Source organism: Paenibacillus sp. S33, from assembly GCF_053615415.1.
This window is the reverse complement of sequence record NZ_JBSIEZ010000001.1, coordinates 3,755,739-3,780,137: the sequence shown is the minus strand read 5'-3', so window position 1 is coordinate 3,780,137 and position 24,399 is coordinate 3,755,739. Positions and strand designations below refer to the sequence as shown.

At 43.4% G+C, this 24,399-nt stretch carries 22 protein-coding genes and 1 pseudogene; 16 read left to right on the top strand and 7 right to left on the bottom strand.

What is annotated here, in order from left to right; genetic code table 11:
• Positions 1-33: 33 nt before the first annotated feature.
• From ACWGXJ_RS17165 to ACWGXJ_RS17145, 5 genes are all read left to right on the top strand, one after another.
• Positions 34-765 carry a molybdenum cofactor biosynthesis protein gene (locus ACWGXJ_RS17165; protein WP_452567222.1) on the top strand — a complete coding sequence of 244 codons (732 nt, stop codon included), beginning with the start codon at positions 34-36 and terminating at the stop codon, positions 763-765.
• Positions 766-828: 63 nt separating this feature from the next.
• Positions 829-1,908 carry a thiazole biosynthesis adenylyltransferase ThiF gene (locus ACWGXJ_RS17160; RefSeq protein WP_452567221.1) on the top strand — a complete coding sequence of 360 codons (1,080 nt, stop codon included), beginning with the start codon at positions 829-831 and terminating at the stop codon, positions 1,906-1,908.
• Positions 1,909-2,010: 102 nt separating this feature from the next.
• Positions 2,011-2,832 carry a molybdate ABC transporter substrate-binding protein gene (gene modA / locus ACWGXJ_RS17155; RefSeq protein ID WP_452567220.1) on the top strand — a complete coding sequence of 274 codons (822 nt, stop codon included), beginning with the start codon at positions 2,011-2,013 and terminating at the stop codon, positions 2,830-2,832.
• Positions 2,833-2,859: 27 nt separating this feature from the next.
• Positions 2,860-3,525: a molybdate ABC transporter permease subunit gene (modB, locus tag ACWGXJ_RS17150; protein WP_452567219.1), complete on the top strand. Its 666-nt coding sequence runs from the start codon at positions 2,860-2,862 to the stop codon at positions 3,523-3,525.
• A gap of 248 nt (positions 3,526-3,773) precedes the next feature.
• Positions 3,774-5,309, top strand: a complete 1,536-nt coding sequence (locus tag ACWGXJ_RS17145) for a right-handed parallel beta-helix repeat-containing protein (RefSeq protein WP_452567218.1) — start codon at positions 3,774-3,776, stop codon at positions 5,307-5,309.
• Between the two features lie 236 nt (positions 5,310-5,545).
• Here ACWGXJ_RS17145 and ACWGXJ_RS17140 read toward each other — a convergent pair whose 3' ends face one another.
• Entirely contained in the window at positions 5,546-6,859 is a 1,314-nt protein-coding gene (locus ACWGXJ_RS17140; RefSeq protein WP_452567217.1) for an amidohydrolase family protein, read from the bottom strand.
• A gap of 156 nt (positions 6,860-7,015) precedes the next feature.
• Here ACWGXJ_RS17140 and ACWGXJ_RS17135 point away from each other — a divergent pair, with 156 nt between their 5' ends.
• Positions 7,016-7,444 carry a MarR family winged helix-turn-helix transcriptional regulator gene (locus tag ACWGXJ_RS17135; RefSeq protein WP_250260857.1) on the top strand — a complete coding sequence of 143 codons (429 nt, stop codon included), beginning with the start codon at positions 7,016-7,018 and terminating at the stop codon, positions 7,442-7,444.
• Positions 7,445-7,563: 119 nt separating this feature from the next.
• Positions 7,564-7,911, top strand: coding sequence for a DUF2294 domain-containing protein (locus ACWGXJ_RS17130; RefSeq protein WP_013311231.1), 348 nt, complete (start codon positions 7,564-7,566; stop codon positions 7,909-7,911).
• A 109-nt stretch (positions 7,912-8,020) separates the two neighbouring features.
• Here the strand turns inward: ACWGXJ_RS17130 and ACWGXJ_RS17125 are convergent, their stop codons facing one another.
• Entirely contained in the window at positions 8,021-8,455 is a 435-nt protein-coding gene (locus ACWGXJ_RS17125; RefSeq protein ID WP_155729733.1) for a DUF4395 domain-containing protein, read from the bottom strand.
• A gap of 235 nt (positions 8,456-8,690) precedes the next feature.
• Between ACWGXJ_RS17125 and ACWGXJ_RS17120 the strand changes: the two genes are divergently transcribed.
• From ACWGXJ_RS17120 to ACWGXJ_RS17110, 3 genes are read left to right on the top strand one after another with little or no spacing between them, the layout of a single operon-like run.
• Entirely contained in the window at positions 8,691-9,428 is a 738-nt protein-coding gene (locus ACWGXJ_RS17120; RefSeq protein ID WP_322160728.1) for a tRNA(His) guanylyltransferase Thg1 family protein, read from the top strand.
• Positions 9,429-9,430: 2 nt separating this feature from the next.
• Positions 9,431-9,883: an AAA family ATPase gene (locus tag ACWGXJ_RS17115; protein WP_250260860.1), complete on the top strand. Its 453-nt coding sequence runs from the start codon at positions 9,431-9,433 to the stop codon at positions 9,881-9,883.
• A gap of 10 nt (positions 9,884-9,893) precedes the next feature.
• On the top strand, positions 9,894-10,724 hold the full coding sequence (locus ACWGXJ_RS17110) for a siderophore biosynthesis protein (protein WP_452567216.1): 831 nt from the start codon (positions 9,894-9,896) through the stop codon (positions 10,722-10,724).
• A gap of 37 nt (positions 10,725-10,761) precedes the next feature.
• Here ACWGXJ_RS17110 and ACWGXJ_RS17105 read toward each other — a convergent pair whose 3' ends face one another.
• Positions 10,762-11,250 (bottom strand): hypothetical protein, encoded by a 489-nt coding sequence (locus ACWGXJ_RS17105; protein ID WP_452567215.1) that lies wholly within the window; start codon positions 11,248-11,250, stop codon positions 10,762-10,764.
• A gap of 305 nt (positions 11,251-11,555) precedes the next feature.
• Between ACWGXJ_RS17105 and ACWGXJ_RS17100 the strand changes: the two genes are divergently transcribed.
• From ACWGXJ_RS17100 to ACWGXJ_RS17090, 3 genes are all read left to right on the top strand, one after another.
• Positions 11,556-13,028 (top strand): Ig-like domain-containing protein, encoded by a 1,473-nt coding sequence (locus ACWGXJ_RS17100; protein WP_250268876.1) that lies wholly within the window; start codon positions 11,556-11,558, stop codon positions 13,026-13,028.
• Between the two features lie 203 nt (positions 13,029-13,231).
• Positions 13,232-14,110, top strand: a complete 879-nt coding sequence (locus ACWGXJ_RS17095) for a hypothetical protein (RefSeq protein WP_061830398.1) — start codon at positions 13,232-13,234, stop codon at positions 14,108-14,110.
• Positions 14,111-14,303: 193 nt separating this feature from the next.
• Positions 14,304-18,887, top strand: coding sequence for a fibronectin type III domain-containing protein (locus ACWGXJ_RS17090; RefSeq protein ID WP_452567214.1), 4,584 nt, complete (start codon positions 14,304-14,306; stop codon positions 18,885-18,887).
• Between the two features lie 49 nt (positions 18,888-18,936).
• Here ACWGXJ_RS17090 and ACWGXJ_RS17085 read toward each other — a convergent pair whose 3' ends face one another.
• Entirely contained in the window at positions 18,937-19,446 is a 510-nt protein-coding gene (locus tag ACWGXJ_RS17085; RefSeq protein ID WP_452567213.1) for a discoidin domain-containing protein, read from the bottom strand.
• 461 nt (positions 19,447-19,907) lie between these two features.
• Here ACWGXJ_RS17085 and sigK point away from each other — a divergent pair, with 461 nt between their 5' ends.
• Positions 19,908-20,609, top strand: a complete 702-nt coding sequence (gene sigK, locus ACWGXJ_RS17080; RefSeq protein ID WP_013311218.1) for an RNA polymerase sporulation sigma factor SigK — start codon at positions 19,908-19,910, stop codon at positions 20,607-20,609.
• A gap of 327 nt (positions 20,610-20,936) precedes the next feature.
• Here sigK and ACWGXJ_RS17075 read toward each other — a convergent pair whose 3' ends face one another.
• Complete coding sequence (locus tag ACWGXJ_RS17075) at positions 20,937-21,911, bottom strand: alpha/beta hydrolase (RefSeq protein WP_452567212.1); 975 nt, start codon at positions 21,909-21,911, stop codon at positions 20,937-20,939.
• Positions 21,908-22,537 carry a TetR/AcrR family transcriptional regulator gene (locus ACWGXJ_RS17070; RefSeq protein ID WP_061830394.1) on the bottom strand — a complete coding sequence of 210 codons (630 nt, stop codon included), beginning with the start codon at positions 22,535-22,537 and terminating at the stop codon, positions 21,908-21,910. The genes ACWGXJ_RS17075 and ACWGXJ_RS17070 overlap by 4 nt, the downstream gene beginning before the upstream one ends.
• Positions 22,538-22,725: 188 nt before the next feature.
• On the opposite strand from ACWGXJ_RS17070, the pseudogene ACWGXJ_RS17065 reads away from it, so the two are divergent.
• Positions 22,726-22,872 (top strand): annotated as a pseudogene (locus tag ACWGXJ_RS17065) (sigma factor); the annotation flags it as partial.
• A 173-nt stretch (positions 22,873-23,045) separates the two neighbouring features.
• Complete coding sequence (locus ACWGXJ_RS17060) at positions 23,046-23,507, top strand: DUF523 domain-containing protein (RefSeq protein ID WP_452567211.1); 462 nt, start codon at positions 23,046-23,048, stop codon at positions 23,505-23,507.
• 103 nt (positions 23,508-23,610) lie between these two features.
• Here ACWGXJ_RS17060 and ACWGXJ_RS17055 read toward each other — a convergent pair whose 3' ends face one another.
• A complete protein-coding gene (locus tag ACWGXJ_RS17055) occupies positions 23,611-24,360 on the bottom strand; it encodes a YdcF family protein (protein WP_446675771.1) in 750 nt (249 codons plus the stop codon).
• Positions 24,361-24,399: the final 39 nt, after the last annotated feature.

The following is a 24,399-nucleotide window of genomic DNA, read 5'->3' as shown; positions in this document are numbered from 1 at the left end:
ATTCGATAGAATAGGTGCAAGGGGGCAGATCATATGCAATACCGTATTCAGCTATTCGCAGGTATGGCGGAGCAACTTGGTGATGTGATCACGGTAGAACTTTCACAGGAAGCGGTGACCATTGCAGACATTCGAAAAAGGCTGAATGAGCTGTACCCGGAAGTGACTTTACAACTGCCAGGTTCTTTTTTTACCCATCATAAAAAGTTGGCTTCTCCAGATGAACTTGTGCTTCCGTCAGATGCAATTGCTCTTCATCAGTCAGCACCCGGGATGGAGACGGTCGTTTCAAAATGTGGCTTATTTGCCATTACGTACGACCTGATTGATGCCGATGAAGTAACCTCAAAGGTGCTCGACCCTTCTCATGGCGCCTCGCTGACCTTCAATGGTACGACTCGGGAATTTACGCAAGGTCAGCGAACGGTGCTGCTTGAATATGAGGCGTATGTCCCGATGGCCATGAACACGATGAAGCAGATTGGTGACGAAATTGCAGAGCGTTGGCCTTCTACACGTACTGCGATTACACATCGGCTTGGTACGGTAAGAATTGGAGAGACGAGTGTGGTGATTGCTGTCTCTGCTGCACACCGCGATACTTGCTACGAAGCCAGCCGCCATGCCATTGAACGGTTAAAGCAAATCGTACCGATTTGGAAAAAGGAAGTGTGGGAGGACGGCTCAGAATGGAAGGGGCATCAGCTGGGTGGCTGGAACCCTCAAAATACTCCAAAGCTTTCGCATAAGGGCGAGGACATTTGAACTTTTAGCTTGTCTGATCAACTTGTAGCTATCAATGGATAAGTATGGAGGCGTAAATCAACGATGTCAGAAATGGACAACAATCAGAAAAAAGAAGTTGATGCACAAGCAAATGCGCATACGTCTCATGCCCGTTATTCTAGACAGGAATTATTCTCGAAAATTGGACCGACAGGCCAGCAAAATATCCGTAGTAAGCATGTGCTGATGGTGGGGGCTGGCGCACTGGGCACTGCCAATGCTGACATGCTGGTGCGAGCGGGCATCGGACGGCTGACGTTGGTAGACCGTGATTATGTAGATTGGAGCAATTTGCAGCGCCAACAGCTCTATGACGAAGCGGATGCCCGTGATCAGATCCCCAAGGCAGTGGCCGCGCAGAAGCGATTGCAGCAAATCAATTCGGACGTGGACATTCGTGCGCTAGTCCGGGACGTCTCGCTGGAGGAAATCGACGATATCGCAGCAGGGGTGGATCTTATCGTAGATGCCACCGATAATTTCGATACACGTCTGCTTATGAACGATTATGCGGTCAAGCACCGAATTCCTTGGATTTACGGGGCATGTGTGGGCAGCTATGGGACAACCTTTACCATCGTGCCAGGGCAGACACCGTGCTTGCATTGCCTACTCGGGACCGTACCGCTTGGCGGTGCAACCTGTGATACGGTCGGTGTGATTAGCCCGGCTGTACAGATGGTGGCCGCTTATCAAAGCGCCGAAGCATTGAAGCTGCTCACCGGGGACGATTCGGCTTTGCAAAATAAGCTGATTTCTTTCGATCTGTGGAACAATCAGCATCAGGCGATTCAAATCAGCGCCATGAAGAAAGCCGATTGCCCAACGTGTGGTGAGCACCCAGTGTATCCTTTTTTACAATCGGAGCATCAGGCTAAAACGGCTGTCTTGTGCGGACGAGATACGGTTCAAATCCGCCCTGCCCCGGGTACTGTACGTGATCTGAATGAAGCGGCACGTTTGTTATCCCGTCAGGGGGGCAAGGTGGAGCATAATCCATACCTGGTATCCGTTGTTATCGGAACGCATCGAATCGTTCTTTTTCAGGATGGACGCGTCTTAATTCATGGCACGAAGGACATCGCCGAGGCGAGATCGATTTATCACAAATATTTGGGTTGACCCAAAAGATTCGACCGGTTATGAGATGTACAATGTTTCCTTATTTTCGCTATCACATTTCGTCATCTCATTTTGGAATTTATAGGATAGGGGAAAAACAAGTTGAAAAAGAAATTTGGGTACATATTTACGTTCGTTGGATTGTTGGCATGGGTTCTGGCGGGCTGCTCGTCTCCGGCTGCTGTACAATCGGCAAAGTCCGCACCCAAGACAGAACTAGTTGTATCTGCCGCTGCAAGTCTTCAAGATAGTCTGAATACGCTCAAAGTCCAGTATGAGAAACAGCACCCAGATATCAAACTTACCTTTAACTACGCTTCATCTGGTACATTACAAAAACAGATTGAGCAAGGCGCACCCGCTGACGTATTTATTTCGGCAGGCATGAAGCAAATGAAGGCATTAACCGATGCTTCATTGGTGGAAAAGGATAACGTGCTGCTTCAAAATAAACTGGTTGTGGTTATTCCGCAAGATAAGGCGAAAAGCACAGATAACAAAAGCATTACGCTCAATGACTTGATGGGTCCTTCTTTCCTGAAAGTGGCTGTTGGGGAGCCTACTACCGTTCCCGCTGGACAGTATTCCAAAGAATCGTTAACGAAGGCTGGACTATGGGACAAGCTGGAACATAAGATGGTATTCGCCAAGGACGTAAGACAGGTATTAAATTATGTTGAAACAGGCAACGCCGATGCAGGACTCGTCTATTTAACGGATGCCAAATCATCCGATAAAACGGTCATAGCACTGGAAGTGCCCGAGGAATTGCATGCACCCATCCTGTATCCTGAAGGCATTGTAAAAGCAACCAAACATAGCCAGGAAGCAGGCGAGTTTCTTGATTTTCTACGGACAGAGGAAGCTATGAGTGTGTTCAGTAAAGATGGATTTTCAGCCCCCACAGAAATGACGGGAAAATAGAATTCACAGATAAAGGAGGGGGTCCCGTTGGATTGGTCAGCTTTTCTTCCTCCGGTTATCGTATCTGTTAAAGTCGCTGTCGTCGCCAGCATCATCGTCTTTTTATTAGCTACTGTGGTAGCGCGAATGATGGCGAACTGCACGCCGCGGAGGGGAACCAGCGTGATCGAGACTGTCCTACTTCTTCCGCTCGTCTTGCCTCCCACTGTTGTCGGCTTTATTTTGCTCATCTTGCTGGGAAGGAAAAGCTGGATTGGCACTGCCTTCGAAAACCTGTTCCAGCAGACGATTGTATTTACGTGGGGAGCTGCAGTGGTGGCGGCCGTAGTTGTTGCTTTTCCACTGGCTTACCGTACGATTAAAGCAGGATTTGAAGCTGTAGACTCGGAGGTAGAGCAGGCTGCACGTGCGCAAGGTGCCAACGAATGGCAAGTGTTTCGCCACATTACGATGCCCCTTGCCTATCGACCGCTCATTTCAGGATACATTCTCGGATTTGCCCGAGGCTTAGGGGAATTTGGCGCTACGCTGATGCTTGCAGGTAATATTCCTGAACAGACCCAAACTCTGCCTACAGCAATTTACACTGCGTCCGAGGTCGGAAATATGACACTCTCCTGGAGCTGGGTAGCCGTCATCATTTTATTCTCTTTTATCATGTTGATGCTTTCTAATCGACTGGTAAAGGATTAGTCCGTCTGGAGTAAGAACATGCGCAGTCTGACGATAGGGCAGCTGCGGCAACGTTATAGAGCAGCTTAGATCACCAAGAAACCCTGCGATTACTAAAACGCAGGGTTTCTTGTTCCTTTCGACAGCGATTACGGTGACCTCCCGTTCCTTGGTATCGCGCATTAGGTTGCACTAATGGCTGATGCCATAGAACAGATTTAGTAGAATTATGGTACAATTTACAAGAAAAACAAAGGGGGATGAGGAACATGAAGAAATTCGGGCAAATGTTTCTGGTAGGTTTAGCCATGGCTTTCGGACTTGGTCTGGTGGCCGGAAATGTGCAACCTCCCGCCGCTTCCGCGGCCGGTACAGAATATTATGTGGCCACGAGCGGCAGCGATTCTAATGCCGGAACGAACGATGCGCCGTGGAAGACGTTGCAGCACGCGGCCGACGTGGCTCCTGCGGGCAGCACGGTTTACGTCCGAGGCGGCGTGTACAAGCAGAAATTAAAGATTACCCGCTCTGGCTCCGCTTCCCAGGGTCCCATTGTGTTCACCAACTATGGGACAGAGACCGTCATTATTGATGGCAGCGGACTTTCGGTTAGCGGGAACGAAGGGCTGATCGAACTGGCCGATGTCAATTACGTTACTGTTCAGGGGTTTGAAATCCGCAATTTTACCACTGCTTCCAAGAACGTGGTGCCTATAGGTATTTATGTCCACGGTTCGGGCGGCTTCATTAATCTGTCCAACAACAAAATCCATGACATCAAAAACACGGTCACCCCGACCGACAAAGATCGGCTGGGTCGGGATGCTCACGGTATCGCTGTTTACGGCACGAAAGCTCCAGCTTCGATTCACGACCTTACGATCAGCGGCAATGAGCTGTACAATCTCGTGCTGGGCTCCAGCGAATCGCTCGTTTTAAACGGCAACGTGGATGGCTTTGTGGTGACCAACAACCTCATTCACGATAATGACAATATCGGGATTGATTTGATCGGCTTTGAGGGAACTGCGCCGAATACCGCTTACGATCAGGCGCGGAACGGGTTGGTGAAGGGCAATCGGGTGTATAATAATTCAGTTCAAAATAACCCATCTTACAAGAGCGATGACAACTCGGCCGGCGGCATTTATGTAGATGGAGGCAAGGACAGCATTATTGAGCAGAACTACAGCTACAACAACGATATCGGCGTCGAAATTGCCTCCGAGCACGCCGGTAAAGCAACCAGTAATATTACGGTCCGCAGCAACGCGATATATAACAACCGACTGACCGGCATTGCCATGGGCGGTTACAATGAGGAGCGTGGCTCCACGGTAAACTGCAAGATCGTGAACAATACACTATACAAGAACGATACGTTTGACGATGGAAGCGGTCAGCTTTTGGTTCAATATGATACGCGAAACAACGTGATCAAAAACAATATTTTCGTGGCCAGCTCTACGGATATGCTGATCTCCAATGGATACACCAAAAATTCAGGCAATGTTGTGGATTATAATTTATATTTTGCTCCAGGCGGCAGCTCAGAGGCCAATTGGACTTGGAAAAATAAAGAGTATACGGGATTCTCCGCATATAAATCAGGAACCGGCAACGATACGCATTCTCTATTTGCCGATCCTAAATTCGTGAATGCCGCGAACAGCGACTTCCATTTGCAGTCTTCGTCACCTGCGATCGATGCCGGGAACACGGACCGTGCCATCATTGGAACACTGGATATCGACGGGAAGCCAAGAGTACAGGGAGCCGCTGTGAACATCGGTGCCTACGAGTAAGTCCTATATTTTATGACAAACAGTGCATGGTGAAACTATTTGGGGCCACTGTTTGTACATTTTTACAATGTTCCTTGTAATTAAAACACCTTCAAAGTGAAACACCATGTCGTAAGATATGGAGATAACCTTGAAGGTGTTTTTGCGTTGGCAACAAGATTAAGCTATCCTCGGAAAGTAAAAATGGAAGTCATACAAATGAGATTAGAAAGTTGTTCCTGTTCGATAGGCTCCGATTAACATAGTTGTTGCACACCTTTTAACCATACAGATTTGATCGACAAAGTATCCGAGATGTTGGTTGTCGGATCACCGTTTACTAGTATAAGGTCAGCGAGCAAACCTTCGGCAATACAGCCGCGATCGTTAAGCCCAAAGCAACGGGCCGGTTTCGCGGTAGCCGACTGAAGCGCTTCTATGGGAGTAAATCCGGCCTCAACCAGCAATTGCATTTCATGATGAACGCTGGCTCCATGAGCAAGGCCGCCAAGATTGGGAACAGGAACGGGGGCGACATCCGTCCCGACCAGAATATCCACACCGGCACGGTGAAGATCCATCACATTTTTAAAGCTATTCTCCAAATTGCCTTGCGGGAAAGTATGGAAGCTTGAGTTCAAAATATCGATCCATTCCGGACTTATTTTGGAATAAACACGTGAATCATTCGCCAATTCTGATGCCGGATTCCCCAGAATGGATGAGTTCAATACCAAGCACGGTATAACAAATGCGTCTGAATCCGCTATGGATTTCACCAACTCAGATGTGAATTCGGGCCTGTCGAGAAATAAGTGACCCAATCCGTCGACTCCCATATCGATGGCGGTTTGCGAAGAATGAGCCGTCAAGACGTGAGCTATGACTATTTTATCGAATTTATGGGCTTCTGCCACGGCTGCTTTTAAAATCTCGTCGCTTAAAATAGGCAGTCCAGGGGCACCCAAGACCGTCCCTTCTTCAATCATGATTTTAATATAGTCGGCGCCACTCTCCACCTGGGTATGCACATGTTTGATCGCTTCTTCCACTGTCGTCACTTGGGGCACTTTTTCGTGATCGTGAGCGTAGGCGGCTAGCATAGCTTCCCGGTCTTCGTTGGGTAACTTCTCCAATTCCTTTAATACGAACTCAGGAATTTCATCCTCATCCTGCAATAATTCATCCGGATGACCACCTGGAGCAGTGATCGCTGTGCCGGCGGAACGGACTTCAGCGGCGTCATTCACGTTTTTCAACTGGATCTTGCGCCCTCTTTCTGTAAAACTGCCGTTCATTTCGAGTTCTGTCGTGACGCCGAATTTTAAAGCATCTCGTAACCCACCGATTGAAGTGTGGACATGCGCATCAATCAGGCCAGGCAATAATGTCGCATTTTCCCCATCGATGATCGTTGCATGCGTCGGAAGGTCTCCGCCTACCGAAATAATGGTTTCCCCATGGATGACAACATTTCTGGGCTCAATAACTTTTTCTCCATCGAAAATACGTACATTCGTAATCGCTGTAACTTTTTCTACTGTAGAGCTGCTTTGAGTTACATTCTTCATGTCGTTCCTCCTTAGTGTTCAGTTTTAAACACTTAGAATTCTAACTATTAGTTTTATAACTGTCAATAAACTAATTTTCGTTTGACAAACAGTTTAGAGATTTATATAGTTTATTTACTGACAATTAGACTTCTAATAATTTGAGGAGGTACGATTATGAAAACCCAAAAGGATACGGTTTATCTGGATTTGTTTCAGATTATTGGTCTTAAGTTAAAGAAAAGAGCGGACGAGAGCATAAAAGAGTTGGGATTAAATGCTCAACAAGGAAAAATGATTAGATATATCTACGAGAATCAAGAAAATAATTTAATTCAGAAGGATCTGGCCGATCGGTTTCATCTGCGCGGAGCCAGCATTACAAGCATACTTCAAGGTCTTGAGCAAAAAGGATTCATCGAGCGCAAAATCCCGGCCAATAATGAACGGCAAAAAAATATTTATGTTTTACCAAAAGCCATTGAATTGATTGAAGCTTTTAGTGACTCTTTTCAAAAGGTGGAGGACGAAATTGTTCAAGCCCTGACCGAAGAGGAGAAGCAAATCTTAGAGGAAATGTTAAATAAAATTAATGAACGTTTATAATTTTAGATAAAATCATGTTCCAAAAATCACTTTCGCTAGTCTCTGTTTTATAGGAGAGGAATCGGTTATGATGGATATAGTAATAGGGATATTAGTAGATTTTAGGAGAGCGGTGCGATATGAGAAGGGAAACGGGTTTTAACGAAATTATTCGAAAAGTACGTAAAGAGCTGTTTGGGAAAGGCCCGGAGCGCATACATACAACCTTTGTAGATAATATGGCCATCACGATGCTGTATGGAAATTTAACCCCATCTGAAAAGTTTCTGGCACAAGAAGAATCTGGGAAAGAGATGGTGCATGCAGCTCGAACCAAAATGGTTCAAAAAATATATCCTACACACTTCAATAAAGAACTGGAGGATTACATGGATTCCCGGCTGCTGCACCTCTTTTCAGATATTAAAGTGGAGGAAGATATAGCCATCTCCGTTTTTGTATTTGAAGATAATATTACCGCAAAATAAAAAGAAGGCGGAACCGATATAGCATCCATATTGTTGGAGAGTTCGGCTACACCCTCGATTTAATTAACGATGTCCTAATTGAAATGAATGAATAGAGAGTTTTTTCTGTTTACACGTTTTTTCTTCTTCGATATTGATATTGGGACCATTGGTAGAGAACAAAACATCCTATGCAAAAACCAAGGATAGCCACCAAGGCCGCCACCAGGACCATGGCCGAAAATACATAAGCGACAATACTCCACTGGAGCATAAATCCTACCCAAGCGACCAGCAGAAAAAAGACGGCAAGAAGCTGATTAAACCTTTGCTGTTCTCGGTCCTCTTGCACATATGAGGAGGGGCTTTTCTTCAAGAAAAGCTTGGCTATCCGCATTACTGGATTGAAGTTAAAAAGGACGCCGAGCAACCCCGCGATAAGAGGAATAACTAGCACCCCATATCCCCCTGTAATCCAAGTAAAAACTACAGATAAAACAATTACCCATTGATTAGCCCTGACTAACGGGCGCGGAATGGATGGATTTTGGCTCAAATATATCATCCTTTTCATATCGGAATAAATTCAAAGATGGAAATATTATAGCCTAACATTTGGGGAATAGATACCAAAAAACCAAAGACTCTGCAAGCCCATCTGCTAAGGTTTTTTGTCTTGCTTAATTCCTAGCAATGCATAATCCAATTTGTTACAATTCTTATATACGCCTATTGGGGAAGATAGACATTGTTGTACTCTATGCGCAAATCACGGATCAGGAAAGGGACCTACATAGTTTATGAAAAAAAATGATTTTGGAAATAGGATGAAGGAATATGAAAATGCCTATAGATTAAGCCTACCACGCCGTTTACCCGTAATTATCAGAATTGATGGTGCGCATTTTCATACCTTTACACGTGGGATGACGAAACCTTTTGATGAGAAACTAATTTTTGCATTATGGGAGACGTGTAAATATTTGGCCTATAACATTATGGGGTGTAAATTGGTGTATCATCAGAGCGATGAAATCTCACTGCTTCTTACGAATTATGATAAATTAACGACGCAATCCTGGTTTGAAAATAATCTTCAAAAGATGGTGTCCATATCTGCTTCTCTGGCTACAGCCAAATTTAATGAGGAAATCCAAAAGGCTTACCCAGGTCAGCCTTTAGCCACTTTTGATGCGAGAGCATGGGTCTTGCCCCAGGATGAGGTTACAAACTACTTTCTATGGAGACAACAAGATGCTACTAAAAATAGTATTTCTATGGTAGCTCAAGCCCATTTCAGGCATTCAGAATTAGAAGGATTGAACGGAAATCAGCTCCAAGACAAGCTTTTTGTGGAAAAAGAGCTAAACTGGAACGATCTTCCGGTCTGGCAAAAGCGGGGAATTTGCATTACCAAACAACAGTACAACAAAGGCGAAGCCGTCAGAAGCAAGTGGGATGTTGATCATGAGACACCGATTTTTTCACAGAATAGAGATTATATTAACCAATATGTATACTTGGACAAGGATGTGTAGATTTGGAGTGTGTCATTTTTATAGGAATTCAGGCTTCGGGCAAGTCGACATTTTATAAAGAACATTTCTTCAAAACACATATGCGAATAAACCTTGATATGCTTAAAACACGGAATAGGGAAAATATTTATCTACAAGCTTCCATCGAAACGATGCAGCGCTTTGTTGTAGACAATACAAATGCTACCGTTATAGAACGGAAGAAATATATAGATGCTTGTAAAAATAAGGGATTTAAAATTATTGGCTACTATTTTGAGCCCGATTTTGCAGAATCTATTAAGCGTAATGAGCAGCGTACAGGAAAAGAGTATATTCCTGAGATCGGTATTAAAAGTGTAATGAGTAAACTAGAGGTTCCAAGCTACGAAGAAGGATTTGATGAACTCTACAGCGTGATTTCCATTGAAGGAACGTTTCAGATCAGAAGACTGCCGGAAAACCATACAATATAGGGGGACTACCATGAACATACCTGAGAGATTCATCAAACGTTTTCCAGCATACGAAGATGTATTTGCCAGCGATCTTGAACATCATCGCAAGCACTTTCTGCCGATTTGCTCGATTAATCTTCAGTTTTTATTCCCGGAGCAGGACGAGTGGCTGCATTTTGTTTCCGTAAAAGAAATCTACGAAGGCTGTGTGGGTGAAAATACTCAGCAATTTCATACCTCATATACCAAGGAAGATATGCTGGGGTTCGATGTAATTGACGGCAAATACAAATTCGAAGCAGACTGGAATTATTTTAGTCTCCATCAGAAAGAGCAATTGGAAGCTACCTATGAAGCGCTGAAATCTACCGGGGATAAAGCGTACCTACGTATGAAAAGAGAAGTCATGGCGTTGGACGGACTGGAACAGGTGTACATGGCTAATGAACAAGACTACCAAGCTCGCAAAGCATTTTTCCTGGAGAACAATAAAATTTATCCATATTCCTCCTTTGGAGAGGCCAAAAAGTCTGTGGAAGAACTCATCCGTGATTTTGAGGAAAAGCAATCCAGCGGTTGGGGGCTGAGTTTCCCTGAAGTTAACGGTATTTTAGAGGATATCGCATTTCAGTCTGACAAGGCTCAAAGTTTTATCAAGGAATATGACGAATCTCTGGAAGAGATGCTCCAGTTCGAGCAAACCAATCTGCTTCATGTGCCTAAGCGTCCCAATGGTGAGACTTTTACCTATATCGGTTCCATTACCGGATATTATTTTCAAGCATGCGGGGCGGATACCGTCTATTTATTTTACGATAGAGAATTGAGTAAAGCGGTAATTTGCTTCGAATATTCATAAGTATATAAAAAAACTCCCATCAAGGGAGTTTTAATATTTATTTCTTATTCATCTCCACATCATGCTCTTTGGCAAGTGTGTTGACCTGTTCACCAAAATCTCTGAATAGCTTTCTACCTTCGCTGAGCTTAGTGTTACTTTCATTGATTAAGTTCAGATCCTGTTTATCCAATGCATCGAGCATCTTAATGAAGGCTTCCTTTTGAGTACTAGCGGCCTTGATGTAGGTTTCGTGGACGGCTCTTACCTCAGGAGTTTCCGTCTTTACAGCTTCTAACTTATCAACAAATTTAGTGTATCCCGGGATGATATCATCTTTTAAAGCATTATATAGTGTTACATCATCTGTAAAGTTATCTCCAGTCACAGCTTCATACTTTTCAGTAACTGCTTTTTCATCTTGTGCCAAAGGAAGCATTCCATCATTGACATACGTAATTAAATCTTTTTTAACCGGATCGGTAGAGCAAGCTGCCAAAATAGAGAAGCAACAAAATACTAACATAAACACGCTAAGTTTTTTCATCTGTATTCCCCTTTTTTATGTGTGTTATGGGTAATTCGATTCATTCAATAGTCTGAAAGAACTATCCATATTATTTAATTATATCGTATAAATAAGAGAATGGTAGGATTTTTATGGTAAAATAGTGTCAAAATTAAGTTGATTAACCTAAACCTATTCATTCGTATTACAAATAAGAATATTTTAAGAAGTATATTCCATTTGAACCAATAATGTATTATGATAGAGCCATACAGCCTAGAAATCGCCCTGGTTTATCCGGGGATAGCGGGAATTCCTTAAACCATTTGAGAGGGGATTTCAGTATGAAGAGGTTCAAAAAGGCTATTGCAGTAATGTTAAGCATGATGCTCCTGTTTGCTTTCGGAATGACTGCGAATGCGAGTGAAAACACGGAGGCTGCATCGGATCAAGCGATTAAAGCGGAATCTGAGATTCAGCTAACAACTGTCAATGAAGACGTAATTAAGCGTTTAACACGGGCAGACAAGCCAGACAGCGTTACGTCTTCGGTTTATGTCATGCAAGAAAATCTCAACTTCAAGACACCAGAGACAACCTCATTGAAAAGGGAATCCATTTCTTCGCTGAAAGCAAGTCCAATGGCTGCTTTAGCCACAGCTTCTTCTGCTACGTATTCCGGTACGATTACGCAGGAGGGAGGCACACAATTTTTATATCCGATTTATTTGCAGCCTGGTGAATTGTTGCAGTCCCAGTTGGATGGTCCATTTTCAGCCCAGCTTGACTATGACTTATACTTATATGAGTTTGATATGACGACAGGTGACATTAATTCTAATGCCATTGACGCATCCACCTATGGTACTTATTTTAACAATTATGAACAGGGTGCTGCCTCACTTCCTGAAAACGTAGGAACCCGTAACACTGCCGGATATGAAAAGGCATATGCGATTGCTGTCCATGCCAAAAAGGGTTCCAGCATCAATGATCCTTTCTATCTAACGGTCGATACAAGTTCCAGCTACGATGCATATGAACCAGATGAGAGTGCTTTCCATGCCTATAATTTTACCTTTAGTACGGGGGGGTCGTCGCTTAATTCACGCTCCATTCATTCAGGCATTGATAACGACTGGTACCAAGTTACGATCCCTGCCAGCCGCAATTATGATGCTTTGAACGTAAAGCTTGACAGTGTATCGGACGGCTACGGCTACAAAGCGGAAGTCTACGGAGCCCTTACCGGAAACCAAATGGTACTTTTGCCACAAACGAATCACAATGTTAGCCTAAATACAGGAACCTACTATGTGCGAGTGTACACAACAAATCAGTTTTCAGCTGACCATTCATATGCACTCACACTTAAACCGGTGCTTCGGGCTGGGAAAGTTGTAATTACCGGTTATGATTCTTCTAAAAATGGGCCTAATGACTACCCAACCTATTCTTATGGGCGCCATTATCGAGTTAATGGAAGTAGTAGTTTTACTGTGAAGGGTGTGGTTACTACAACTGACAATTATCCAGTTGCAAATGCTCCTGTTGACGTAACATGGTTGAATCAAAACTGGAGCGAAAGCAGCGGAAATCGCACTCGCACAGGTACTGCATATACGGATCAGAATGGAGTTTTTAGTGTTACTGTTTCCCTGCCACCTTCAACTGGAAGTATTGCAGAATATCTGTCTGGAGCTATCAGTTTCACACACTATTTTGATCTTTCAGGGGTAGCTGCTCAGGTGAGAGGTACTTCGAATATAGCCACAGATGTTGTATATCACTTTGCTTACAGTATTTATGGAGGGTGATAGATGGGGTTATAAAGCAATCACTTAAGGTGAATTGTTGCTTGAATGAAATAAAAGTAGTTTGTTTCAATATTTGTTCATTATTGGGACAAAGCGTATATTCATTCCATATATGCTTTGTCCGATATATATAGAAACAGGGTCACATTACACTATACATACGCCTTAGATTGCCTGTTACAAACATGACAGGAGGAAATAGGATGAATTTTGGACCTCTTAGAGCACAGCAAGCGATTCTTAATGCAAGTAGTTTACGGATCAATCCGACAAGCAAGCAAGCTCCACCACCCCAGCTTCATGAAGAACAGGTCTCCAGAGTGGTAGTTCAAGACTCCGTGGAGATCAGTGAAGCTGGTAGACAGTTGGCCGAAGGGGCTATTGTATCACAGGCTGCCAAGTATTTCGGTACAACACAGATTAATGATTCATTAAACCGGGTTTTGGAAGGTCAGCCAGAAGAAGTGTCTAATGCAGTGTACAGTATGATTCAATCTAATTTTATCGTCGACGGAACAGTAACGGATGAGAGTCAGCGAGCTGTGCTGCTGGAGATGGGAGTTACTCAATCCAAGTATATTGCTGATCATTACATGGAAGGCGACAAGGCCAAAGAATTTCTCGAAACCATGAACCAGATCGCTGGTATTGCTTTAACACGATCCACTGATCCAGAGACCGGAGATATTAGCTACACGACTCCAATAGATCGTCCGTCAGGTGCTCCTGAGGATTATGTCAAGCTATCAGAAGTGATGAAGCAGGTCGATCCTCAAAAATATACGGCGTACATGAATGATATTAAAGGTGGAGGAAATGGGCTGAGCCAACTGTTAAATTTTGCGCAAAAGGTTCCTCAACATCCCGATTGGATTGAGAAATACAAGGAACGCACGGGACAGAACGCAGAGTTGCTAAATAACACACCGTTAAACAATCGGTTTGACAAAGCTGATACGACATCAGCTTCTGCTTTTATGAACAGTATGCAAAATCTTCTTAAGGAATCTTCCGCTACTCAGGATTCTTACATGCAAAATATACGAGATTTTTTTCGGAACTTGGGCGTTCAGATTCATTAATATCCTCAAATAATTTGTCAGTTCTGTTTACATCCTGCTAGGAACGAAGTATAATAGCTTCAAAACATACTCGTGATATAGAGGAAGCACCTCAAACCTAGGCATTAACGCCTTCGTTTGAGGTGCTTTTTCTATTTTACCCGAAGCGAGTTTGTAAAACTCTTTGAAAATAAAATAAAGTAAGGAGAAGTGTATGTATCGAAAAAATAAGCGAAAGGTAAGGAAGTATAGGAAATGGGTGTATGGATTTTTGGCTGTATTCCTACTATTAACGATGATTCCCATATTTCCGGAAAGGGTATCAGCTGCTGCTCAGGAGATCATGGGGGGCCCTTTTTGCCAAAACAATTTGCCGGGTGGAGGCGATAGTTGGGGTTCTTGGTCAGGAAATGGGATAGGAGCAACGGAAGTATATACTGGCATGGGTTCGGCTAGGTATAAATGTGATGGTACTACGCAGCCGACAAATCGTTTTATTGATATTGGAAGATCCATTAAGACTTCGGATTACAGGATTTTTGTTTACATTGAAGGGTCTTATCATACTGATATATATGCATCTAATAATGCAGCAGGCGACAGTTGGAGGCCTAATGGAACGAACTTATATACATGGACTAATGTAACGAAATTCTATGCGGATAGATATTATCAGGGAAAATGGTTAGATATCACCGACTCTATTACATTAAGAGATGTTCGATATTTCAGAGCGGTGGGAGATAGCCAACAGACAAGTGCTGAAATATCCAAGTTTGGAATCCGTGTTATTCCCAAATCGGACCTAATGCCTAAACCACCTCAGATCCATGCAGGTACAGAGGGACAAGCGATCACAGGATGGACCAAAGAACCTGTAACCGTGTGGATAAATGGGGACGTGGCTCCTGAAGGACTAAAATACTATGAATATAGCCTGAATGGAGGAGCATTTCAGCAATACACCGGGCCTTTCACTGTCTATGAACATGGTGTAAATACAATTTATGCCCGGACGGTGGACGTAAATAATCAGTATAGTGGTCTTTCTTCTGGGAATGTCCGAATAGACAAGATGCCTCCAACTCCACCCACCCTAAGCGCAACGGGAAATAGTAATGACTACACCATTTCATTACAGCCGGGAACAGACGATTATTCTGGACTAGCCCATACTCAATTTCGTTTGACAGGCGTTGTGAATCAAGATTGGCAGGGCTATGTTGGAGTGTTTCATGTGAATAAAGATGGCAAAAGCACGGTTTATGCACGCTCCATTGACAGCGTCGGTAATGTGAGCCAAGAAGTAAGCAAAGAAATCACGATTGATAAAAAGGGACCGACTGCTCCTGTCATCCGGGCTAGTGAAACAGGTCCAACGAACCGTGATGTGAATGTTACCATTGATTCAGGAAGTGACTCTACAAATGGAATTAAGATGACACAGTATCGCTTGGGTCCATTAGGGGAGTGGCGGACATACAATGGCACTTTTACATTAAACGCAGAAGGGACTTACGAATTAGCAGCACGGACGATCAATAATCTCGACGTGTCTAGTCCAATCGTGACTCAATCGGTTATGATTGATCGAACCCAGCCAACGCCTCCAAAAGTTACGTTTTCCGAGGTGACGACACCTACTCGATATACCAATAAGCCAGTGGAGTTTGCTCTATCGGGTGCGACGGATACTACAGCAGTACATTATGAATATCAATTGGGTTCTGGCACCTATGTGCCTGGTTCGTTGGGAATATTAAAGGATTCGGGGATCATACAAGTGACTGCACAAGCTGTGGATGCTGCTGGAAATCGAAGCGATCCGGTGTCCGCAATGTCTTATATTGATTTGGAACCACCGACGATCCAACTGACGCCGGATTCGCGTGAATGGAAAGATACCCCTATTCATGTGAGGATACGATATGCCGATCAGCATTCGGGGGTTGAGTTATCCACAATGCAGTATAAAATCACGAACAGCCCTGATTCACCCGAAAACTGGGATACTGCAGCCGATACAACAATCCAGATGGATCTTTCAGATGAAGGTGAATGGTATGTTCATGCCAAGGTCAAAGACAGGGTGGGTAACATTTATGAAACGGTCAGCAGTGCACTTCGCATTCAAAAGCAGCCCCAGTCGGTTGTGCTCTCTGCGACATCCGTACGAAATACAGAAGCTGATTTGCAGTGGACTCTCCCGTCTGGTCTTGATGAGGGTTACGTTTATACAGTCCGAAATCTAACAACTAATGAGGTTTGGGATGTTACGCATCCAACAAATTCTTTTACAGTTAGGGGGCTACAAGGAGGACGGCAATACGAATATGAAGTGCGTTCCAGTAACCATGTAGGAGGCAATGCATATTCCAATCGAGTCCATGTATTAACGTTACCTGATGCTCCTGATCATATCCAGTTACGACCTGTTTCTCGTCATTCTACAGAAATCTTGGCTGATTTTACGCCAGTTTTCTCAGCTAACAAATATAATATTACAGCAGCAGACGTAAGTACGGGAGAAACCATATTTAGGAATACCGTTACACAGGATGTGTATAATCCAATTACGGGAATAAAGCCTGGTCAATATTACGATGTTTCTGTATCAGCTATTAATGACACTGGAGAGGGTACAGCAAAGCATGTATCTTTTCTAAGCCTACCAGACAGCCCGAACGGATTCCGGAATGTAACTGTAAGAGAAGATGGAATCGATTTGAAGTGGAATTCTGTAATCACTGCCACCTACTACGCCCTAGAACGTGACGAAGTCTCGGTTTATAACGATGTGTATACAGAATTTACCGATAGTGATCTTCAGGCAGGAACAGAGTATAGTTATAACGTTTCCGCTGAAAATGCAACAGGATTCGGAGACTATGCCCATCTAGGAGTCATCACTTTACCTGATCGAGTAACTACAATATCGAGTGTGACGAAGGATGTGTATGCTATCGGTGTTGCGTGGCAGGATGTGCAGGGGGCTGAAGGATACATCTTGAATGTTAACGATGAACCGAAGGTGCGGGTTGCGCGTGGTATCCATTCTTATACTTTTGAGGGCTTGCCTGCAGGTAGATCTGCCAATATTAAAATACGAGCCTACAATCGAAGTGGTACAGGTAAAGATACATCTATCAACGCATTAACACTACCTGATTCGGCTGTGCAACTTGCAGCTGAAGATGTTCGTGAGCACGATGCCACATTGATATGGGCCCCGGTTGATGGGGCAACTCAATATAAGGTAACGATCGACGGTCAAGATTATTATAGTACGGAACCACATGTAGTTGTATCTGGTTTAACAGGTGGGAGAAACTATGATTTTCAAGTGAGCAGTGGGAACAGTAGTGGTTTCAGCCAGCCAGCGTTGGGTAAGCTGCTGACACTTCCTCCTCAAGTACAAAATGTTAATGTTACAGAACTTGAGGATGGACAGATTTTACTGAGCTGGGATGAAATCAAGAGCGCTTATCAATATACTGTATTCCGCAGAGATACGGGGGAAGTTTTTGACACCAGAGATGCCCATATTAAGCTTTCAAATATCCAGCCTGGTATGATTTACTCGTTTGGTATACAGGCCGTGAATACAAAGGGGGTAGGTAATATAACTCCCTTTACGCATCGCGCTTTGCCAGGTCAAATACCAGACAATAGATTGACTGTGAAAGAAGTAACAGATACCGATTTGGTTGTTATGTGGAAAGAAGCTCCGGGTGCAGATGCCTACAATGTCTACCAAAACGGGGGGCTTATCGGTCATACGACCTCCCATGAATTTAAAGTAGATGGATTGGATAGTTCTACATTGTATCGTATTACCGTCAAGCCATTGAACACAGGTGGTGAAGGTAAGCAGACAGAAGGTCAGGTCGAGACGCTGCCGTCTCCAGCGTTTGCGTTTTCGAAGACAGAAACAACAAATAGTGAGTTTATCATCCATTGGGAATCAGGCCATGAGAATGATATTTTCGTCCTCGCCAGTGAAGGAGTAGAACTATATCGTGGTAAGGAACGAAGCTATATCTGGAGACAACTTAAAGAGAAGCAATTGTATAAAGTTCAACTATGGGCAGAAAATAGTCAAGGAAAACGCACAGAGGTAAAACAAGCGAACGGAAAAACAACGGGTAATACTGTGGTCGCAGGGGGTGGAGTAGGAGGGGCGGAGAGTGTAAAACCGATTCAACCTGTTGTAAAGGAGCCGATAGAAACAGAGCACATTCAAGATTCAACCGTTAAGACGAAGGCAAATCATTTTAGTGACATTGAACGGGTATTTAATAAAGAAAAAATAAATGTGCTTGCCGATTTGGGTGTAGTAAAGGGAACAACTCACATGCTATTTGAGCCGAACAGACCTGTGACGCGTATGGAGTTCACTTCTATGCTGGTCCGTTCCTTGAAATTACCGCTCGAAACGGATGTGACTTTAGGCTTCGAGGATATCAATCCATCGGCGTGGTACGTTGATCTGCTCAAAACGGCGATTAAAGATCAGGTCGCTCGTGGGTTTAGTAGTAGAGAATTTGGCCCAGATCGGGTCATTAACCGTGAGCAGGCGGCTAAAATGGTGAATAACATTATTAAGGCTACACCACAGCAAGAAAGCAGTGCATACTCAGATTCCTCTCAAATTGTAGAGTGGGCCAGAAAGGATGTACTTGGTCTAACCGAGATTAATTTAGTACAAGGATATCCAGATGGTAGCTTCCGTGCCAAACAGGAGGTCACACGGGCGGAAGCGGCTGAGATGATTTATAACATGCTACAAATGAAATAGAATGAATCAAGGGGCGGCGTTGGCCAGCCCCTTTTTTATGTGTAGTAACTTATTCCGCAATAGCGGGGTTTATATTGGATGCTCTGTAGGCAGGAACGCCATTAATGAGTGCGGTTCTTAGCTGAATATATCGTATACCATAATAGGAGGTTGTACTACTCATCCCGGAGGAAAGTACAGTTATTTTATAATATGAAAAAGGAATCTCATTACTAAATTGATAAGTTGTTTTTGCAGTGGTTGGCAAAGTTTCGACTTCACCTAACCTAAACCAATTTTCTCCGTCATTAGAGCCGTGAAAAGAAAATGAAAGTATAAAAGCTCGAGAAGATGGCTGAGCTAAAAGAATATCATTGATCGTCTTGCCTGTATCTAATTTGAAGATGATTTCTCCACCTTTACCGCTTAAACTGCTCTCCCAATAGAGATTATTATCGACTAAAACATTTTTCGGAAAAGTATTTTTAGAATCCCCGTTGGTTGAAACATTTTCCTCTACTATAACAACAGAATTTACGGAAAAAGTATAGTTATCTGGATTTTGACTGAATTTTGCCATGTTGAAATTCCTCCTTAAGTTTAATTTTTGAATGTGGTGAAAAGGTTGATTTATATCATTTATATGGAACTCTCTATGAATATATTCCTTGATGATAGAATGCATACTAGTGTTTAAGCGGTCCAACATCATAATAGCAAGCTCATTTGCGGGCGGGGAGTTGCATGTTTAGAATATAAATAACTAATTGAGGTGCGAGAATGGAAATGGATAGAATATGAAAATATACACTTATTATTTGGGAGATGGCTATATGGAGTGCGTTGATTTGTGTCGAAGAGATCTCTACGTTTCGAATTTAGTATCGGAGGTTGCTCCAGAAAGGTATCTGGCAAATTGTTACGGAGCAGTTTTCGGAGTACAGGCACGGATGGGCACCTGCCTACATACAATAAACAGACCGCAAGCCCGGTAAGTAACAAAGGCCGGTAAGTTCGCAACTACCTCAGGAGGTGTCATCCGTGCCCGGACTATTTAGCGCTATCGCTCTGTTCATCAAGGAATTGACGCTGCTCGTTTCCTACGTGAAAAACAACGCCTTTCCGCAGCCATTGACTGAGAAAGAGGAAGCTCGACACCTAAAGCTGTTTGCCGAAGGCAACGCACACTCCCGTAACACACTCATTGAACATAACCTACGGCTGGTGGCCCATATTGTGAAAAAATTCGATAACACCGGCGAAGATTTGGAGGATCTTATATCCATCGGTACCATCGGACTGATCAAGGCCATTGAAAGCTTTCAGACTGGGAAAGGCACCAAGCTGGCAACATTTGCAGCCCGTTGTATAGAAAATGAAATTCTTATGCATTTACGATCCCTAAAAAAAACACGCAAAGACGTATCTCTCCACGATCCTATAGGGACTGATAAGGAAGGCAACGAGATTACTTTGATTGATATCCTCGGCACCGAGGCGGATGATATTGTAGATAAAGTACAGCTCAAAATTGAGAAAAGTAAAATCTATCGCAACCTGGATATTTTAGATGAGCGTGAAAAAGAAGTGGTGATTGGCCGCTTCGGCCTGGAAGCCGGAGGAGAAGAACGAACACAGCGGGAAATTGCACGAGAGCTGGGAATTTCGCGCTCGTACGTGTCACGAATCGAAAAGCGCGCGCTGATGAAATTGTACCATGAGTTTTACAAGCAGAAGGGGTAATGGATAAGGAGATATATGAAGCCGCTTGAGGCCCTTAACAGGGCCTTTTTAGGCCTTTTCCATAATTCAATTACTTGCTTCTTTTCAGAGACGTGTTTAAATTGCATCCCCCTCTACCCATCTAATATTCTTATCTAAGGCTATCTTATAAAAACAACTGCTCCTTTTCGCTTAAATAATAACTATTTTGCTATGTGTTTTCATTTAAAACGCAAATAAAAGCCTGTAGTGGTTTTCTACACTACAGGCTAAAAATGCTTGATATTATTGGGTGTTTATACTTCGTCAGGACAAGCTCCTTCGCTAGTTGGCTCTCTTGAATTGAATTTATTTTCCTACATACTCATCCAAAAAGCGATCTACTCTTTTGAAATACTCAGTGGGGTAATGGTTGATGGCATCGATGTGCTCCGTATTTTGCGGGTACCATACTTCTGCTTTTGGGTTATCTTTTAAGGACTCGTAAATAATTTCTGTATTTTTATAACTAATTTGCTGATCTCCAGTACCATGAATGAGCATAACTGGCTTGTCTTGCATCTTTTTTACCGCATCCATAGGAGATATGGAATCAAGATCAACCTTAAAGGCCCAATTTGCCATCCATGTCGATGTATAACTAAATGGAAACGCAGGTAAACCTGAAAAGAAGGGCAAACCCTCTCTCAGAAATAGACCAGCATTACGAAAAGGACTATCCGCAATTACGGCTTTGATGTCATCACTTTCACTTGCGGCTAGCAAAGAAGTAGCAGCACCCATCGAAAAGCCGATAACTCCAATCTTATCACCCGTATGGTCTCTGGATTTTAAATAGCTTACAGCTCCTAGCAAATCGTATTTTTCATTGAAGCCCAGTGTAATCAAATCACCATCGGATTTACCTTGTGAGCTGAGGTCAAATGCCAATACATTGTAGCCTTTCGGAACGAAATGCTCTACTAACTTTTCGGTCCGCCCTTTGACTAAACGATTGCTCGTATATCCATGGACGACAATAATTGTCTTATTACTTGCTTTACCAGAAAGACCACTTGCAGGAAAGAAGGAACCTCTAATCGTATTATCATTTTTCAAACTCTTGAACTCGACCTCTTCGTAGGGAGTTTTATCGATATTCAATCCGTAGCTGACATTAGTATCTCTAGGATGGTGCAACAAGGTGTCTACTACTTTATAAGATATAAAAAATACAAGAGCCATTACAAGCAAAAGCACGATCCCTAGGCTCCATAAAATTTTCTTTCGTTTTTTCACACGAACGTTAAATGTCAGCTCGGGTTGTAATGATGCCTGACTCATTCAGACTCCTCCAGTTTTTCTTTAGGTTGTATGGGGGCGAACAAATAAAAGGCATGCCCCTTCAGATTTTCCCACTCGGGATGATGAATAATACTTTCTCCAAGGGTTAAGCCCACTCCATTTAAGAAAGAGATATAGGCACGAGAGATCATTGCTGGAGAAAAGCTTTTGTTGAATTCTCCCATTAACTGTCCCTTGGCATAGACGCATTCGATCGCATCTGTCATTACCTTTATACTTTCAAGGACCTTCTGTGTAAGTTCAGGGAATCTTATTCGTTGTCCTAAGACAGATTGAACAAGCCGCAATTCATTTATATAGAAGTAGATATGGTTGAATTGTTCTGCCACCATGTTCTTAATCAATACGCCCGGCGTCCCCTCTTGTTGTAGACAAGCAAGCGATTTCACCTGAATATCAGCAAGCGGCTCAAGGACAGCGGCGTAGTATAAAGCTTCTTTGCTGGGGAAATATTGAAAAATGGTTCCAGGAGTCACTCCCACACTCTGCGCAATGATAGCCGTTGTGGTATTAGAATATCCACTTTCTGCGAACAGGACAACAGCTTCTTCTAGGATACGTTTACGCCGCTCCAGTCTTTTTTCTTCATTGATGGGTCTTGCCAAATGTATTCCCCTCTCTTTAAACTAAACTTTTATTAATTAAATGATTGATTATTTAATTAATAATATATCTTAAATTATGACTTATAGCAAGAGTGAATTTATCTTACTACGAGCAGGATGAACCTTAACAAATAAAAAACCAATATGCGCCTCCGGCTTGTTTTTATCAGGTTATTTTGGATGAATACATTGAAAGCTTTCGGACCGGGAAAGGCACCAAGCTGGCAACATTTGCAGCCCGTTGTATAGAAAATGAGATCCTGATGCATTTACGTTCCCTGAAAAAAACACGCAAAGACGTATCTCTCCGCGATCCTATAGGGACTGATAAGGAAGTCACGAATTGAAAAGCGCGATCATGATTACGATTATGTCATCAGCTGGAAGAATATCCTTACGGAATGCGGACGTAGTGGTGAGTCAAAATTTTCGTACGATGACTCTATTAGAAAATTTGTTTATACTTTAACTACTTAATAGTGAATGCAATGGATATGAGGTGGAACTAATGATTCTGGTAAGTTCGTGTTTAGCGGGCATGAAGGTACGATATAACGGGACGGATAGCCTGGATGTACATATTCAGAAGTTGGTAGAGGAAAAGAAAGCTGTGACGATCTGTCCTGAGCTTTTGGGGGGCTTTGTGACTCCGAGAGAGCCTGCTGAGATTGTTGGAGGGACAGGCGAGGATGTGCTGAACAGCACAGCCAAGGTGGTCGAGTTCTCAGGCAACGATGTTAGCGATATGTACATTAAAGGTGCGTACGAAGCCTTGAATATAGCCAGAGAGGTTAACGCAACACTTGTTGTTTTAAAAGAAAACAGCCCGTCCTGCGGATCAGCAGCAATATATAATGGGTCATTCGAAAATCGTAAAATAGCAGGTAACGGGGTAACTTCGGCTTTGTTAAAAAAGGAAGGCTTTAAGGTCATATCGGAAGAACAAATATCAGATATTTTCTTGGATTAGAATATGTAAGGGTAGATCAAGCGCCTTGCTAGCTTACAGGCTTATACCTGCGAGCGCAAGACGCTTGTTTGTGCTATGTGCCGCTATACGATTAGACATCACATTATTTAAGCTTTAATGCAAGAATTCCTAGGTATTCCTTGAGGGCTGTTCCGGTTGTAGACATGGCCCCAGCAGACGGCGAGAGCTTGCCAGCATACAGTGACAGCTTTTCACTTGCTAGATAGTCGGTAGGATAAGCTATGATCTGCATGCCTGCACGCTGAAATTCCAGTGCAGCACGTGGCATATGGAAAGCGGAGGTCACCAGAACAGGTCTAGTGAGTTGATGTTTTCCCAAAATTTGCGATGTATATACGGCATTTTGCTGTGTGTTCAAAGAACGGTTTTCGATCAGGATATCCTTTGCCGGAATACCGAGTCCTAGCAGCTGCCTTTGCGCAATATTCGCTTCATTTCCACTGTCTCCAAACACTTGCCCGCCGGAGAAAAGAATGGGTAAGCCTGTTGCTTCGTGCAATCTGGCCGCAGTGAGCAGTCGATTGGCTGCAGATCCTAGCAGATTGCCTTGTCCATTGATGTCGGGGGTTCCCTGTGTGGCCCCGCCCCCAAGCACGACAATGACATCGCCTTGAACGGTACGGGGTTGTGGGTACTGTTTTTCCAGGCTACTGATTAACAAATCTCCAGCCAGATTGGTCGAGGAAACATACAGAAGCAATGTGACAAGAAGCAGCACGACCGCAGGTATACGTGCCCTTTTCCATAGCCAGATCACGAGCCCTGCCATCACGAGGATGAACAAACCGGGAGGGAGCACAAAGCTGTACAAAAATTTGATGATATAAATCAAGTGCAGACAACCTCCTATCCTTATAAGCTTTATAAGTCT